The sequence below is a fragment of the Bradyrhizobium sp. S3.12.5 genome (genome assembly GCF_040548225.1).
Classification (GTDB): Bacteria; Pseudomonadota; Alphaproteobacteria; order Rhizobiales; family Xanthobacteraceae; genus Bradyrhizobium; species Bradyrhizobium cytisi.
On record NZ_JBEPRF010000011.1, the window covers coordinates 212,954 to 227,552 of the forward strand.

The window sequence follows — 14,599 nt, forward strand, 5'->3', positions numbered from 1 at the left end:
CGGAACGGCCGGCCGCGAGGGGGCAATTCATTGCGACATCCGCGTTGCGGACCCCCTGCGTTAGGAAACGCCGCTTCAAATCCGGAGTCCTGGTTTGCAATGCCAATGCACGGCGCGGGAGAGCTCGTCGCTGATCGGTGGTCCGTCCTCGACGCAACTCATGCAACACCGGAGCCGGGGCGAATATGGCCGACGATCAATCTCTGACGGCCATTGGGACGGGGAGGCCGGGCGGGCAGCTTTCGACCCAGTTACGCGTACAGCGTCTCTGGGGAGAGCCTATCGGATTGTCTGAAACCTCCGGTCCTAAAGCATGAGATCCCAGGGTGGCATGTCTCCCAAACTGGCGCTCAGATGCTCGATAAACCGACGAAGTTTCAAGGACACGTGCCGTTTGGTTGGGTAGACGGCATGTATCGCCAGTTCCGGCGTCTTGTGGTCTGACATCAAGACTTGCAGGGTTCCCGCGGCGACAGACTCTCCGAACACGAAGCTGGGTCCGTAGGCCACGCCCGTTCCCGCCAATGCCGCAGCCAGTAGCATTTGCATGTTGTTCGCGGCCAGCCGCACCGGGCCGTTGATGACATGAGTGTTGCCGCAAGGATCTGTAACCGTCCAATCGCCGGCTGAAACAGCTTCAGTGAATGCGAGTCGTGGAGCTTGGCGGAGTTGCTCAACGTCTTTCGGCGCGCCGTGCCACGACACAAAAGATGGCGCTGCGCAGAATACCATGCGGCATGGGGCAAGCCGTCGGGCCACAAGATCGGAATCTTCCAACAGCCCGATGCGAATGGCCACATCGATACGATCCGCCAGCAAGTCGACATAGCGGTCGCTAAGCACGGTCTCAACCGCGACGTCGGGATATGCGGCCAGATAGCTCGCCACAACGCTGCCGAGATGCATGGTTCCGAAGGTGGTCGGTGCGGCAACGCGCAGCATTCCGCGCACTGTCTGCTGCGCATCCCGAGCCTCCCTATTCGCATCCTCGTATTCTTCGAGTATGTGCTTGCACCGTGTGTAATAGGACCGTCCCACGTCGGTCAGCGTCAGCATGCGCGTGCTCCGCTGAAGCAGCCGCACCTTCAATTGCTCCTCGATCGCAGAAACATGCTTACCTGCCATTGAAGGCGACAGGCCGAAGCGCCCGGCAGCACCTACAAGACTGCCCTCTTCGACCGCGGCGACGAATACCGCCATGCTGATGAACCGATCCATGAAAGCTCCGATCTGATAATCCCATTATCAGGTGCCGATAAAATTAGGCCGATTATCGATCGATCCAACGGCAATTATCTTCGTTCCTCGTCCGACCGATCCCCGGTTGGCTCGGAAAAAAGGAGATCACGATGAAAGTCGCTTCGAATGGCTTGGAACTGAACGTTGAAGAGCGCGGCGGCGGCAATCTGTCACTTGTGTTTTTGCATTACTGGGGCGGCTCATCCCGCACCTGGAAGCACGTCACTGCCAAGCTGGCGCCGCACTTTCGCACCGTCGCTATCGATCATCGCGGCTGGGGCGAGTCCGATCCGCCAAGCGATGGATATGCTTTGGCCGATCTTGCGGCTGATGCCGAAGGAGTGATCCAGGCACTCCAGCTGAAGCGCTATGTGCTCATCGGGCATTCCATGGGCGGCAAGGTTGCCCAGCTCATGGCATCCCGTCGGCCCGCTGGGCTGGCCGGCCTCATTCTCGTAGCGCCGTCTCCGCCTCAACCCATGACGATGCCGGCGGACGCGCGCGAGATGATGGCTGGGTCGTACGCCTCGCGCCAAGCCGTGGAGGCGGCCATAGACAATGTGTTGACAGCCAAACCGCTCTCCGCCGCGGATCGCGAACAGGTGATAACGGACAGTCTGCGCGGCGCGGCTCCGGCGAAGATTGCCTGGCCGAGAGCCACCAGCTTGGAAGACATCACGGCTCAGGTCGGCGCGATCAGCGTTCCCACGATTGTGGTTGCTGGTGAATTGGACCGTGTGGATAGCCCCGACTTGCTAAGAGCAGAATTGCTCTCCCGAGTTCCGCGAGCCGTCATGCGTGAGCTGCCCGGCACGGGGCACTTGTCGATGCTGGAATCGCCTGATGCCCTGGTCTCGATTATCGAGGATTTCTGCCTTTCATTGGGCGGCTCCACGCGGTGATGATCCAAGCTTGCATCGGCTATACCCCATCGCTCTCACCTGTCGAGGTCATGAATCTCAGGCCGCAGAACGCCGGCGTCATCCAGATCGAGCGTTGCCAATGTGACCGGCAATTTGAAGCGCCTCGGGCCGGCGCTTCCCGGGTTCAAGAACAGCATTCCGTTGATCCTGTTGATCTGCACCCGATGCGAGTGACCGGAAATCACGGCGTCAATGTCGTGAGCCGCCGGGTCGATCTGTAGAGCCTTGAGATCGTGCAAGAGATAGAAGCAGCGGCCGCCGAGGAGGAGCGTTTCGGTTTCAGGATAGTGCTTCGCCCAGTTGCCGACATCGACATTTCCTCTAATCGCGGTGACGGGCGCAATTCGCCGGAGCCGTTCCAGAACGTCCGGCGCGCCGATATCGCCGGCGTGGATGATGTGCGACACTCCGGCAAGGCATTGTTCTGCCTCCGGCCTCAGGAGACCGTGCGTGTCTGAGATCACTCCGATCCTCAACGACATCTCGGGCCGAAACTCCAGTGCGAGGGTGCGTAACCCTCACGTTTGAATAGCGGTCCACAGCATCGAGAGTCCGGCTGCGATCATGATCGCGTCCATCACCAGGCGGAACATCTCGGGCTTCAGGTGCAGCACGAAGCGTTTTGCGATGAAAGCGCCGGCCATCAGTGACGAGCCCGCGACCAGACCCTTGATGAAGACCTCCTGCGTGAGGGCGCCGAAACGTTCGAACGTCACGGATTTGGCGAAGTAGAGACCAAGCGAGGCGGCGGCCTCGGTCGCGAGAAAGGCGCCTTTGGAAAGGCCGTAGAACAGGAACAGCGGTACGCTGAGCGGACCGGTCGAGACCACGATGCCGGTGAGATAGCCGATGATCGCGCCGCCGATCGCGAGATGCCAGAGATTGGCCTTGAGGTCGTGCCGCGCCAGCCAGTGCCGCACCGGCACCATCGCGATCAGGAACATGCCGATGGCGAGATCGACGGCATGCGAGGGCAGGGCGAGCAGCGTCCGTGCGCCCAGCACCGCAGCCGGAATGCCCGTGACCGAATAGGCCAGACAGGCCCGCCAGTCCACCTCGCGCCACCACGCCAGGATCCGCGAAAAATTCGCCATCACGGAGGCGACCGCCATGATCGGCACGGCTTCCTTCGGCCCATAGGCATAGACCAGCACCGGCATCAGCATGATCGACGAGCCCGTGCCGACGATGCCTGAGATGGTGCCGGCGACGAGGCCGACGGCGAGGACGAAAAGAAAGGCCAAATGACTCTCCACGAATCGGAGGAGTTTAGCCGCGGCCAGCGATGTGGGCGATCCATGTCAGGCGGGGGAACCGATCGCTTTGCGCATGGCAGGCAGGCCGTCAGCCTTGTTCGTCCATGACGCGCAGCTTCTCGACGCGGCGGCGGAAATCCTCGTCGGTCGAGAATTCCGCGGACAGGTAGGAGGAGACGAGATCGACGGCGAGCCATGCCCCGACGATCTGCGCGCCGATGCACATCACGTTTACGTCGTCGTGCTCGACGCTCTGATGGGCGGAGTGGATATCATGGCAGACCGCGGCGCGGATGCCCTTCATCTTGTTGGCTGCGATCGAGGCGCCGACGCCGGTGCCGCAGACCATGATGCCGCGCGCGGCTTCGCCCGACGTCACCTTCTGTGCTACCGCGCGTGCGATGTCGGGGAAGTCGACCGGCTTGTCGTCGTAGGAACCGATGTCGACGATGTCGTGGCCAAGCTTGCGGATATGGTCGATGACGGTCTGCTTGAGCGGCCAGCCGGCGTGGTCGGATCCGATGACGAGACGCATGTGATGTCCTTCTTGATTTTGCATAGGTCGTGACAGCCGCGAGTGGCCGTCACGACTGTTTCTGGTCCTAGCTACGCATGTCGGGCGGCAGTTCGACGCCGTGGAATTTCTTGTAGATCGCGTTGAGCTTGCCGTTCTTGACGTTCTCGGTGATCCAGACGTTGAGCTTGTCCATCAGGCGCTGCTCGCCCTTCTTCAGGCCGATGGCGAGATCGAAGGTTGCCAGCGGAATCCTGGACTCGAACACGCGCGCGGGGTTCTTCACGCCGATCTGGTTGATGATCGTCGCGGACGAGGCGACGCAGTCGACCTGGCCCGAGACGGCGGCCGTCACCATGGTGGCGTCGTCGTCGTAGCGGGCGATTTTGAGTTCCTTGTCCTTCATGTTGGACAGGGTGGTGTCCTGCGTGGTGCCGCGCGAAACGCCGATCGACTTGTCCTTGAGGTCGGGCCAGTCCTTGATATTCAGCGACTTCAGGCAGCCAATGTCGGACTGCAGCGTGGCGTAACGCTTGGTGAAATCGATGACCTTGGCACGCTCGGGTGTCACCGACAGGGTCGAGATGATGATGTCGGCCTTGCCGGTCAGGACGTTCGGAATACGCGTCGCGCCCGTGGTCTGGACAAATTCGAGCTCGAGCCCCCAGTCCTTGGCAAGCAGCTGCGCCACTTCGACATCGGAGCCGGTCGGCTTCATGCTGGAATCCATCATGCCCGACGGCGGAATGGCGACGTCCGTCGAAATGCGGATCTTCTTGGCCTGCATGATGTCGTCGAGCAGGTCGGCTGATGCGGGCGTTGCTGATATCATGACGAGGCCGCATAGCGCGGCAGCAGCGGCCAGCAATGTTTTATTGGTCATCCCTAGTTCTCCTCTCCCTGTTATGATTTTAAGTTTCCCGTGCCCACGAATTGCGTGAGCTCGGGGGTCGTCGGCGACGTCAGGATCGAGGCGGGTCCGGTCTCGTGGACCTTGCCGCGATGCATGAACACGATCCGGTCGGCGATGCCTTTGGCAAACCCCATCTCGTGGGTGACCATCACCATGGTCATGCCGTCGGCCGCGAGCTGCTCGATCACCCTCAGCACTTCGGCGGTGAGCTCCGGATCGAGCGCGGAGGTGACTTCGTCGAACAGCATGACCTTCGGCTGCATCGCCAGCGAGCGGGCGATCGCGGCGCGCTGCTGCTGGCCGCCCGAGAGCTGCTCGGGATAAGCGAGCAGCTTCTCTTCGAGCCCGACCTGCGCCAGCACCTTGCGCGCGAGGTCCTTCGCTTGCGACGTTGCCATGCCCTTCACCGCGCAAGGCGCAAGCGTGATGTTCTGCTCGATCGTCAGGTGCGGAAACAGATTGTAGCTCTGGAACACGATGCCGACGTCCTGTCGCAGCGCGCGGAGGTCGACGTCGGGCCGGTCGACCCGGTGTCCGCAGACCACGATCTCGCCGCCATCGACCTTTTCAAAGCGATCAATGCAGCGCAGCGCCGTGCTCTTGCCGGAGCCGGAGCGGCCGATCAGCGCCAGCACCTCGCCGCGCTCGACGGCGAAGCTGACGCCATCGAGCACCCGGAGCGGGCCAAAGCTCTTCTGCACGTCGCGGAGCGACACGATGGGTTCGGGCGAGGGGGTGTTTTGCTGCATGTCAGGCTGGCGCGAGGTTGGACCTGCCACGTCCCATGCGCCGTTCGAGCTTCTGGCTGAACAGCGACAGGGGATAACACATGGCGAAATAGACGACGGCGATGATCGCGTAGATGGCGAACGGTTCGAACAGCGAGTTGTTGACGATCTGGCCGGAGCGCATCAGCTCGACGAAGCCGACGACGGAGGCGAGCGAGGTGTTCTTGATGATTTGCACCATGAATCCGACGGTCGGAGGCGTCGCGATGCGGATGGCCTGCGGCAGGATCACCTTCATCATGCGCTGGGTCCGGCTCAGCGCCAGGCCTTCAGCCGCCTCCCATTGCGGCTTCGGCACGGACTGGATGCAGCCGCGCCAGATCTCGCCGAGATAGGCGGCGACATACAGCGTCAGCGAGGCGCCGGCGGCGGTGAGTGACGAGACCTTGAGGCCGATCGCGGCGAGGCCAAAATAGCCGAGGAACAGGATGACCAGCAGCGGCGTGCCCTGGATCAGCTGGACATAGACGGCGCTGGCGAGCCGCACGGATTTGAGCGGCGATATCCGCGCGAGCGCGATTGCAAAGCCGACGATGCCGCCGCCGATCAGCGCGATCACGGATAGACCAATCGTCCACAGCGCGCCTTGGCCGAGGAACGTCAGATGATTGATGTTGAGATGTCCGCCCATGGTCATCTCACAGCGGCGTGCCGAGCCGGCGCCGGCGCGGAAACAGCACGAGCCCGAGACCCCAGAAACCCGCGCGCATGACCAGCGACAGGGCGATGTAGAGCACGGCGACGATGATGTAGGTCTCGAAAGCGCGGTAGGTGTCGGACTGGATGTAGTTGGCGACCGCGGTGAGTTCTTCGGCCGAGATCTGCGAACAGACCGAGGAGGCCAGCATCAACAGCACGAACTGGCTGGTGAGGGCCGGATAAACCTTCTCGATCGCCGGCAGCAGGATGATGTGCCAGTAGATCTGGAGGCGCGATAGCGCCAGCCCCTCGGCCGCCTCGATCTGCCCGCGCGGGATGGCCTCGAAGCCGGCGCGCATGATCTCGGCGGTATAGGCGCCGACGTTGATGGTCAGCGCCGCGACTGCCACCGTGAAGGCCGAAAGTTTCAACCCCAGGCTGGCGAGGCCGAAATAGACCAGGAAGATCTGCACCAGCAGTGGCGTGTTGCGGATGGACTCGACATAGACCTTGCAGGCGCCCGCGATCAGCGAGCTCTGCGAGCTGCGGCCGACGGCTGCGAGCGTGCCGAACAGGGCGCCGAGCACAGTCGCAAAGAAAGCCAGCTCCAGCGTCAACGCGGCACCGCCGAGCAAGCTCGGCCATCGCTCCAGCACAGCGGGGAAGTCGAATTGGAGGCTCATCGTCGTCGGGTCAACCCGTCACCTGGTTGGTCATGCGGTCGTAGACGCGAAACAGCGCCTGGTTGCCGTTGCTTCCTTCGCCGTGCGCGCGTGCATCGACATATTGGCTGGTGACGAGCGCAGTGCCGGGCAGGGGGACGTTCAGCGCCTGCGCATGCTCCTGCACCAGGCGGAGGTCCTTCAGCATCAGGTCGATGCGAAAGCCGGCGCCGGTATCGCCCGCGATCATGGACGGGCCGAGCTTGTCGAGCATCCAGGATGCAGCGGAGCCACCGAGCAGCACCCGGCGCAGCAGATCGAGATCGACGCCCGAGGCGCGCCCGAGCGCGAGCGCTTCGCAGATCGCCTGGATGTTGATGCCGCAGATGAGCTGATTGCAGAGTTTGACGGTCTGGCCGGCGCCGCTGTCGCCGGCATGCGTGATGGTGGTGCCCATCGCGCGGAAGAACGGTTCGGCCTTGGCAAAGGCGTCAGCCTCGCCGCCGGCCATGATGGAGAGCGCGGCGTTCTTGGCGCCCAGCGGCCCGCCGGAGACGGGCGCGTCGATGAAGCTCACGCCAACCTTTTGCAGGTCGGCATGGATGCGGCGCACGGCGACCGGTGAGATCGTGCTCATGTCGACGATCAGTTTGCCGGGCGGTGGTGATTTCAAAAGACCGTTCTCGCCGTAAACGGTCGCTTCGACGTGAGGCGTGTCGGGCAGCATCGTTATGACGATGTCGGCGCGCTGCGCGGCGTCTGCCGGAGTTCTCGCGCGGCTCGCGCCTTCCTTGACGATATCGGCCACAGCGGCTTCGTTGAGATCGAAGGCGCTGACCGTGTGCCCGGCCTTCAACAGGTTGCGCACCATCTCAAGGCCCATCGTGCCAACGCCGATGAAGCCGACGCTGCCCTTGTCATCCCGTCCCATGTTGCCCGTCCGTTTCTTGATTGGTCTGTTCGCGGTCAGCGCGAGGCGCTGGTCTTGTCCATGTCGCCGACGACGGCGCGCCGCCGGTATTCGTCGCCGATGGCAAAATGCTTGCGCAGCGTTGCATCTGCGCGCTCGGGATCGCGCGCGATGACTGCTTCGAAGATGCGGCGGTGGTCGTCGATCAGATAAGTCTTCATCGACGGGAAGGCCTGCACCAGCTCGCGGCGGCTGCGATGCGAATGCGTCAGCAGACCGGCCATCGAATTGTGCAGGACGGTCAGCGTTTCCGAGTGCGAGGACAGGACGATGGAACGATGGAATTCGAAGTCGGCCATGCCGCCGGCGTCCGCCTCGTCGATGGTCTCCTCGATCTTCGCAAGCGAGCGCTGGAGGCGCTCGAAATCGGCAATGTTGGCGCGCTCGCAGGCGAGCCGGATCGCCTGACACTCGATCGCGACGCGCGCCTGCATGACGTCGTCGACCATGTCCGCCTGCTGGGCGAGGGCGAAGGTGAAGAAGTCGTTGAGCACCGAGACGTCAGGCCGTGTCACCACGGTGCCGATGCGGTCGCGGATTTCGACGATGCCGAGCACGGTGAGAGCGCGCAGCGCCTCGCGGACGATGGGGCGGCTGACGCCGAGGAGGCTGGCGAGCTCGCGTTCGGAGATCAGGCGGTCGCCGGGCTTTAGCGAGCCTGCGAGCAGTTGCTCCCGCAAGAAGGCAAACACCTTCTCGAAGCCCTTTTCGCCTTCGGCGGCCCGCTTGAGTTCCATTCCCGTCTCGTCTTGAGCTGACCTTGGTTAGACCAGTAGGATGACCAGATCGCGACGTCAAGGGCATTGGTTAATCGCGCGTGTCGCAGGCATCCACAATGCGAGCGGGTCGCCGGCCTGATCCTTAGAATTTGAAGCGTATTGATCGGAGTGCTCGCTCAAAGAATTTGAGGTCCGCGATGCCCGATCACCATTGCTTCTCCGCCCTCGACCGCCATGCGGTGCTCGGCGGATCCGACAACGGCTTTCCCTGGTATGCCGGCGCGATGCTTGCGGTCGAGGCCAGCGAGGTGGTGCGGCTGCGCTGCGAGAGGCTCAGTCATGGCGACGAGGCGGCCGGGCAGGAGGCCGTGCTGATGGTGAGCGAGAAAATCGCTGCCGCTTTCGAAGCGTTTGCGAGCCTGCTTGCGGGCGCGACGCCGGCCTCGGTCGTCCAGCGCTATCGCGAGCACGTGGCCGCGAACGCCAAGCGGCTGTCCGCAAACTAGACCCTTCGGCCGGGCGGCTCGCTGCTGACAGCATGTTGGCAGCAGTGGCGGGCTATGACCACCTCCTGACAAAGGGAGGATGCGGGACATGCCGATCGAGGCAAGCTGTCATTGCGGTGAGACGGTGTTCGAGGTGACAGAGGCGCCATCGAGCGTAACGCGTTGCACCTGTTCCCTCTGCGCCAAGCGAGGGGCGCTGTGGGCCTATTACAAGCCGGCGCAATTTCGACTGCTGTCACCGCCGGAGAACGTGGCGACCTATCTCTGGGGCAGCCGCACCGTCAAACATCATTTCTGCGCAAACTGTGGCTGCGGCACATACTCGGAATCGCCGGATTGGTCGACGGGCAAGCCCGATTTCGACAATCCCAAGGTCGGCGTCAATGCGCGCCTGTTCGACGATTTCGATCTCGAAGCGGTGCCGGTGAATGTGATCGACGGCAAGAACCTGTGGTAAGGGCGCAGTCCCGCGCATAGCTCCTGCACGATCGTCCTCTTGAGGCCGTCCAGGAAAGCTGATTTGTTTCCGGCCCAAGAAAAAGGGGAGGAAGCTATCATGCGTCTCTTTGCGCGAGTGATGCTCGCGATTTGTCTGGCCTTTGCAGCCGGCTTCGATGCGCAAGCGCAGACGAAGCCGAAGGTCACGACCCTCGGACCGGACTTTCCAAAGGCCGCACTGTTCGTCGGCAACAGCTTCTTCTATTACAACAACGGCATGCCCGGGCATCTCTCCTTCATGGAGCGGGCTGCGGATGATGCCAACAAGGGTGCCTATCGCAACACCATGGCCACGATCGGCGGCTCCGGCCTCGACTGGCATGACATGGACAATCTGCTGCGGCCGGGCGGTCTCGGTGCTTATTCCTTCGACGACCAGAACGTTGTCGTCTTCAACAAGCCGGGCAAACAGTTCGATGCCGTCGTGATGATGGATTGCAGCCAATGTCCGATCCATCCGCAACTGAAGGACGCGTTCACGACCTTCGCCAGGAAGGACAGCGAGATTGTTCGCGGCCACGGCATGCGGCCGGTGCTGTTCATGTCCTGGGCCTATCTCGACAAGCCGGAAATGACGGAGGGGCTGGCCGAGGCCTATACGATCGCCGGCAATGCCAATGATATGCTGGTCATTCCCGCGGGCCTCGCGTTTGCGCGCGTGCGCAAGCTGCAGCCGGAGCTCAATCTCTATGCGCCGGACAAGCGGCATCCGAGTCCCGCCGGCACCTATCTCGCGGCCTGCGTGACGCTGGCCGCGCTGACCGGCCGCTCGCCGGTCGGCAATTCCTACACGATGGGGATCGATCAGGAGACGGTGCAATTGCTGCAGAAGGCGGCGTGGGACACGGTGCAGGATTATTACGGGCGGTGATCCACGGCGCTCGTTTGCCCCTACAGCACCTCGCTTATTTCAGCACCACCCAGGCCGGAGCATGATCGCTCGCACCATCCTCGCCACGAACCTTCTTGTCGACGCCGGCCTTTGCCAGGCGTGAGACGAGGGTAGGGCTGAGCAGCAGATGGTCGAGCCTGAGGCCCGCATCGCGCGGCCAGCGGTTTCGCTTGTAGTCCCAGAAGGTGTAGATGCGCTTGTCTCCGTGCAGCTCACGGATCGCATCGCACCAGCCTTGCTCGACAAGCGAGGCGAACGCCGCACGGCTTTTCGGCTGGATCAGCGCATCCTTGTCCCATGACCGGGTCGGATAGATGTCGATCTCATCAGGCGCAACGTTGAAGTCGCCGGCGAGCACGACGGGCAGCTCCTGCTTGATGAAGGTCTTGGCGTGGCGTCTCAGCCGCGCAAGCCAGTCCAGCTTGTAGTCGAACTTCGGCCCGGGCTGCGGATTGCCGTTCGGCAAGTAGATGCTGGTGACGATGACGCCGCGCACGGCAGCTTCGATGTAGCGCGCCTCTTGGTCGTCGGGCCGTCCCGACAGCCGGTCGCGCGTCAGCACCGGCTGGGCGTTGCGGGCGAGGATAGCGACACCGTTCCAGGTCTTCTGTCCGCGCCAGACTGCGCCGTAGCCGGCCTTTTCGATTGCCGCTGCCGGAAATTCGCCATCACTTGCCTTCAACTCCTGGAGTGCGACGACATCCGGCTTCGCCGCGCGCATCCATGCGAGCAGATTGGGCAGGCGGCGGTTGATGTTGTTGATGTTGAATGTCGCAATCTTCATGTAGAGCTGATCGCCTCGCACGTCCCGACACCGGAGATACAATGTCCAAGTTGAGCTTTGCCGCTATCGCATTCGTCGTCGCACTCTCCGGGGCCACTTCCGCACAATCGGCCGATCCGCGCGGCGCATGCAAGGCGGACTACGACAAATTCTGCTCCGGCATCGCGCCCGGCGGCGGCATCGTGGCCTGCCTCAACGGCAAGCGCGATCAGCTCAGCACGACCTGCAAGGCAGCGCTGGACAGCAGGAAGAAGAAGTAAGCACCCACTCTCGTGTCCCGGACGCGGTGCAGCGTGCAACGCTGCTCCGCAGAGCCGGGACCCAGAAAGCGACACGGTATGCTGTTGAGAGATGGGGCCCCGGATCTGCAGCGCACCGCCGAAGGAGCGCTGCGCTGCGTCCGGGGCACGGACGTGTGCTCTAGCTCGGCAGCGGCGGCGGGCTTGCCGGCTGCTCGACCGATGGCGGGGAGGGCGGCTGTTCGGCAGCCTGCGCGGGCTCGGGCTTTGCCAGCGGCTCCACGACATTGCCGCCCTTGTAGACGCGGGCGTAGCGGTGGCCGAGGCTGGTCAGCACCTCATAGCCGATCGTGCCGAAATGATGGGCGAGCTCGTCGACGGTGATGCCGTCGCCGAGCAGCGTCACCATGTGGCCGCGCCGTGCCGCGTTCGGCGGGAGGTCGGTGATGTCGATCGCGATCAGGTCCATGGAGATGCGACCCGCCACCGGGCAGCGCTTGCCGGCAACGATCACTTCGGCGCCGCGGGTGCCGTCATTGGAGCTGGCCGCGCGGAAATAGCCGTCGGCATAGCCGACCGCAATGATCGCGAGCTTGGTCGGTCGCCGCGCGGTCCAGGTGCCGCCATAGCCAACGCTTTCGCCGCGCTCAATAGTGCGGATCTGCACGATGCGCGCCTTGAGGTCGACGACCGGCTGCATCGGATTGTCGGCCTCCGGCGTCGGATTGACGCCGTAGAGCGCGGCGCCCGGCCGAACCAGATCGAACTGGAAGGGCGCCCCAAGGAAAATGCCTGACGAATTCGCAAGCGCCGCCGGCACGCCGGAGAATTCGCTGGCGATGCTGCGGAACGCCGCGAGCTGCTTGGCATTGACGGGGCTGTTGAGCTGCTCGGCCGAGACCAGATGGCTCATCACCAGCGTGATGCCATGATCGCCGGCATTGATGCGGGGGATGATGGCCTGCGCCTCCGCAAGCGTCAGCCCGAGCCGGTTCATGCCGGTGTCGATATGGATCGCGGCGCCGCCGGACCAACCGGTGCGGCGGCAGAACACGTCCCATTCGGCGAGCTCGTTGAGGTCGCCGATCACGGGACGGGAGTTGATCTTGGCGTAGTGCTCGCCGGTGTTCTGGAAATAGCCGCCGAGCACATAGATCGTGGCGTCCGGTACCGCCGCGCGGGCCGTGCGCGCCTCCTCGATGGTGGCGACAAAGAAGGTCTTGCAGCCGGCCTTGTTCAGCGCATTCGCGACCTGCGCGGTGCCGCAGCCGTAAGCGTCGGCCTTGATCACCGCCGAGCACTCGGCCGGCACGGCCGTCTTCTCGAGCTTGCGCCAGTTCGCGATGATGGCGTCGAGATCGACGGTGAGCACGCCGCCGTGGGCTGCGAGCGCGGCAGCCTGATTGGCCTCCGAGGAGAGAAGGCCGGATTGCGGGATCATGTTAGGGTCGGACGCCATTGTCATGGCGCCGTTTTACGCAAGAGGCAGGTCGGGTTCAAGGAACTCAGTAGTCGTTGCCGCTGCGAGCCGGCATCTGACTGTCAGGCGCGAGGTCGCTGAACCGCGTGACCGAGGCTTCGAACGCCAAATCGACAGTGCCGGTCGGGCCGTGGCGCTGCTTGCCGATGATGACTTCGGCCTTGCCGTACGCAAGGTCCATGTCCAGGCGCCATTTCTCGTGTTCGGGCGTGCCCGGGCGTGGCTCCTTCATCGCGAGGTAATATTCCTCGCGATAAACGAACAGCACGACGTCGGCGTCCTGCTCGATTGATCCGGATTCACGCAAGTCGGAGAGCTGCGGCCGCTTGTCCTCGCGGGATTCGACCTGACGCGACAGCTGCGACAGTGCAATCACGGGGACGTTGAGTTCCTTCGCCAGCGCCTTCAGGCTTGTCGTGATCTCCGTGATTTCCTGCACGCGGTTTTCGCTCCGCTTGCCGCTTCCGGACAGCAGCTGGATGTAGTCGATCACGAGCAGATCGAGGCCTTTCTGGCGCTTCAGCCGACGCGCGCGCGCCATTAGCTGCGCGATCGACAGGCCGCCGGTCGCATCGACATAGAAGGGCAGCGACTGCAGCTCGATCGAGACCTCCCTGATCTTGTCGAAATCGGCTTCCGAGATGCCGCCGCGGCGGATGTGGGAGGAGGGAATGCCGGTGCGCTCGGCCACGATACGCGTGGCGAGCTGGTCGGCCGACATTTCGCAGGAGAAGAAGCCGATCACGCCGCCATTGGCGGCCTTCATGGTGCCGTCGGCCTGGAGCTCGCCGACATAGGCCTTGGCGACGTTGTAGGCGATGTTGGTCGCCAGCGACGTCTTGCCCATGCCCGGGCGTCCGGCCACGATGATGAGGTCGGAGTGCTGCAGGCCGCCCATCTTGGTGTCGAGGTCGCGCATACCCGTGGAGATGCCGGACAGCTTTCCGTCGCGCTGGAACGCCTTTGCCGCGAGATCGACTGCGACCGCCAACGCCTGCGAGAATTTCTGGAAGCCGCCGTCATACCGGCCGGACTCGGCGAGCTCGTAGAGCCGGCGCTCGGCGTCCTCGATCTGCGCCCGCGGCGCGAAATCGACCGGTGCGTCATAGGCGACATTGACCATGTCTTCGCCGATGCCGATGAGATCTCGGCGCAGCGCAAGATCATAGATGGTACGCCCATAGTCCTGGGCGTTGATGATGGTGGTCGCCTCGGCCGCGAGCCGCGCCAGATATTGTCCGATGGTCATGCCGCCGACATCGGTGTCGGCGGGCAGGAACGTCTTCAGCGTCACGGGCGTGGCGATCTTGCCCATCCGGATCAGGCTGCCGGCGGTCTCGAAGATGGTCTGGTGCAGCGGCTCGAAATAGTGCTTCGGCTCCAGGAAGTCGGAGACACGATAGAAGGCGTCATTGTTGACCAGAATCGCGCCCAGAAGGCTCTGTTCCGCCTCGATATTATGCGGCGCACTCCGATAAGCGGGAGTTCCGGGTTCGGGCGCGAGTTTGAGGACGTTCGAATCAGTCAGGGCCATGGTCGAGCGATAGCAATTTTCTGGGGCGGATGCGGGGCCGGGA

18 protein-coding genes are annotated in these 14,599 nt (G+C 63.3%); 5 read left to right on the forward strand and 13 right to left on the reverse strand.

Annotated features, from left to right (window positions below; all coding sequences use genetic code 11):
• Positions 1 to 306 precede the first annotated feature (306 nt).
• On the reverse strand, positions 307 to 1,218 hold the full coding sequence (locus ABIC09_RS18405) for a LysR family transcriptional regulator (RefSeq protein WP_354110129.1): 912 nt from the start codon (positions 1,216 to 1,218) through the stop codon (positions 307 to 309).
• 131 nt (positions 1,219 to 1,349) lie between these two features.
• Here ABIC09_RS18405 and ABIC09_RS18410 point away from each other — a divergent pair, with 131 nt between their 5' ends.
• Positions 1,350 to 2,141, forward strand: a complete 792-nt coding sequence (locus ABIC09_RS18410; protein ID WP_354110130.1) for an alpha/beta fold hydrolase — start codon at positions 1,350 to 1,352, stop codon at positions 2,139 to 2,141.
• Between the two features lie 35 nt (positions 2,142 to 2,176).
• Here ABIC09_RS18410 and ABIC09_RS18415 read toward each other — a convergent pair whose 3' ends face one another.
• From ABIC09_RS18415 to ABIC09_RS18455, 9 genes are all read right to left on the reverse strand, one after another.
• Positions 2,177 to 2,644, reverse strand: a complete 468-nt coding sequence (locus ABIC09_RS18415) for a metallophosphoesterase family protein (RefSeq protein ID WP_354085216.1) — start codon at positions 2,642 to 2,644, stop codon at positions 2,177 to 2,179.
• A 36-nt stretch (positions 2,645 to 2,680) separates the two neighbouring features.
• Positions 2,681 to 3,406: a sulfite exporter TauE/SafE family protein gene (locus ABIC09_RS18420; protein ID WP_148752918.1), complete on the reverse strand. Its 726-nt coding sequence runs from the start codon at positions 3,404 to 3,406 to the stop codon at positions 2,681 to 2,683.
• Positions 3,407 to 3,506: 100 nt separating this feature from the next.
• The gene (gene rpiB / locus ABIC09_RS18425) at positions 3,507 to 3,953 is read right to left on the reverse strand and encodes a ribose 5-phosphate isomerase B (protein ID WP_148752919.1); all 447 of its coding nucleotides are present in this window, start codon (positions 3,951 to 3,953) and stop codon (positions 3,507 to 3,509) included.
• Between the two features lie 67 nt (positions 3,954 to 4,020).
• Positions 4,021 to 4,815, reverse strand: a complete 795-nt coding sequence (locus ABIC09_RS18430; RefSeq protein WP_354110131.1) for a transporter substrate-binding domain-containing protein — start codon at positions 4,813 to 4,815, stop codon at positions 4,021 to 4,023.
• A gap of 20 nt (positions 4,816 to 4,835) precedes the next feature.
• Positions 4,836 to 5,594, reverse strand: a complete 759-nt coding sequence (locus ABIC09_RS18435; RefSeq protein WP_354085214.1) for an amino acid ABC transporter ATP-binding protein — start codon at positions 5,592 to 5,594, stop codon at positions 4,836 to 4,838.
• Between the two features lies 1 nt (position 5,595).
• A complete protein-coding gene (locus ABIC09_RS18440; RefSeq protein ID WP_354110132.1) occupies positions 5,596 to 6,264 on the reverse strand; it encodes an amino acid ABC transporter permease in 669 nt (222 codons plus the stop codon).
• A gap of 7 nt (positions 6,265 to 6,271) precedes the next feature.
• Positions 6,272 to 6,955, reverse strand: a complete 684-nt coding sequence (locus tag ABIC09_RS18445) for an amino acid ABC transporter permease (RefSeq protein ID WP_354110133.1) — start codon at positions 6,953 to 6,955, stop codon at positions 6,272 to 6,274.
• Between the two features lie 10 nt (positions 6,956 to 6,965).
• On the reverse strand, positions 6,966 to 7,904 hold the full coding sequence (locus tag ABIC09_RS18450) for an NAD(P)-dependent oxidoreductase (RefSeq protein ID WP_502917678.1): 939 nt from the start codon (positions 7,902 to 7,904) through the stop codon (positions 6,966 to 6,968).
• On the reverse strand, positions 7,901 to 8,641 hold the full coding sequence (locus ABIC09_RS18455) for a FadR/GntR family transcriptional regulator (RefSeq protein WP_354036065.1): 741 nt from the start codon (positions 8,639 to 8,641) through the stop codon (positions 7,901 to 7,903). Before ABIC09_RS18455 ends, ABIC09_RS18450 begins: the two co-directional genes overlap by 4 nt.
• Positions 8,642 to 8,820: 179 nt before the next feature.
• On the opposite strand from ABIC09_RS18455, the gene ABIC09_RS18460 reads away from it, so the two are divergent.
• The 3 genes from ABIC09_RS18460 to ABIC09_RS18470 all read left to right on the forward strand — a co-directional run bounded on the left by ABIC09_RS18460 (position 8,821) and on the right by ABIC09_RS18470 (position 10,498).
• Complete coding sequence (locus ABIC09_RS18460) at positions 8,821 to 9,129, forward strand: hypothetical protein (RefSeq protein WP_148752926.1); 309 nt, start codon at positions 8,821 to 8,823, stop codon at positions 9,127 to 9,129.
• 88 nt (positions 9,130 to 9,217) lie between these two features.
• Positions 9,218 to 9,586, forward strand: a complete 369-nt coding sequence (locus ABIC09_RS18465; RefSeq protein WP_354036066.1) for a GFA family protein — start codon at positions 9,218 to 9,220, stop codon at positions 9,584 to 9,586.
• A 96-nt stretch (positions 9,587 to 9,682) separates the two neighbouring features.
• Entirely contained in the window at positions 9,683 to 10,498 is an 816-nt protein-coding gene (locus ABIC09_RS18470) for a DUF4886 domain-containing protein (protein ID WP_354036177.1), read from the forward strand.
• A gap of 34 nt (positions 10,499 to 10,532) precedes the next feature.
• Here the strand turns inward: ABIC09_RS18470 and ABIC09_RS18475 are convergent, their stop codons facing one another.
• Complete coding sequence (locus tag ABIC09_RS18475) at positions 10,533 to 11,303, reverse strand: exodeoxyribonuclease III (RefSeq protein ID WP_354110134.1); 771 nt, start codon at positions 11,301 to 11,303, stop codon at positions 10,533 to 10,535.
• Between the two features lie 41 nt (positions 11,304 to 11,344).
• On the opposite strand from ABIC09_RS18475, the gene ABIC09_RS18480 reads away from it, so the two are divergent.
• Positions 11,345 to 11,563 (forward strand): cysteine rich repeat-containing protein, encoded by a 219-nt coding sequence (locus ABIC09_RS18480; protein WP_148752929.1) that lies wholly within the window; start codon positions 11,345 to 11,347, stop codon positions 11,561 to 11,563.
• A gap of 160 nt (positions 11,564 to 11,723) precedes the next feature.
• Here ABIC09_RS18480 and alr read toward each other — a convergent pair whose 3' ends face one another.
• Together alr and ABIC09_RS18490 are read right to left on the reverse strand one after the other, a co-directional pair.
• Positions 11,724 to 13,001, reverse strand: coding sequence for an alanine racemase (gene alr / locus ABIC09_RS18485; RefSeq protein ID WP_354110135.1), 1,278 nt, complete (start codon positions 12,999 to 13,001; stop codon positions 11,724 to 11,726).
• A 46-nt stretch (positions 13,002 to 13,047) separates the two neighbouring features.
• Positions 13,048 to 14,556, reverse strand: a complete 1,509-nt coding sequence (locus ABIC09_RS18490; protein ID WP_354036071.1) for a replicative DNA helicase — start codon at positions 14,554 to 14,556, stop codon at positions 13,048 to 13,050.
• Positions 14,557 to 14,599: the final 43 nt, after the last annotated feature.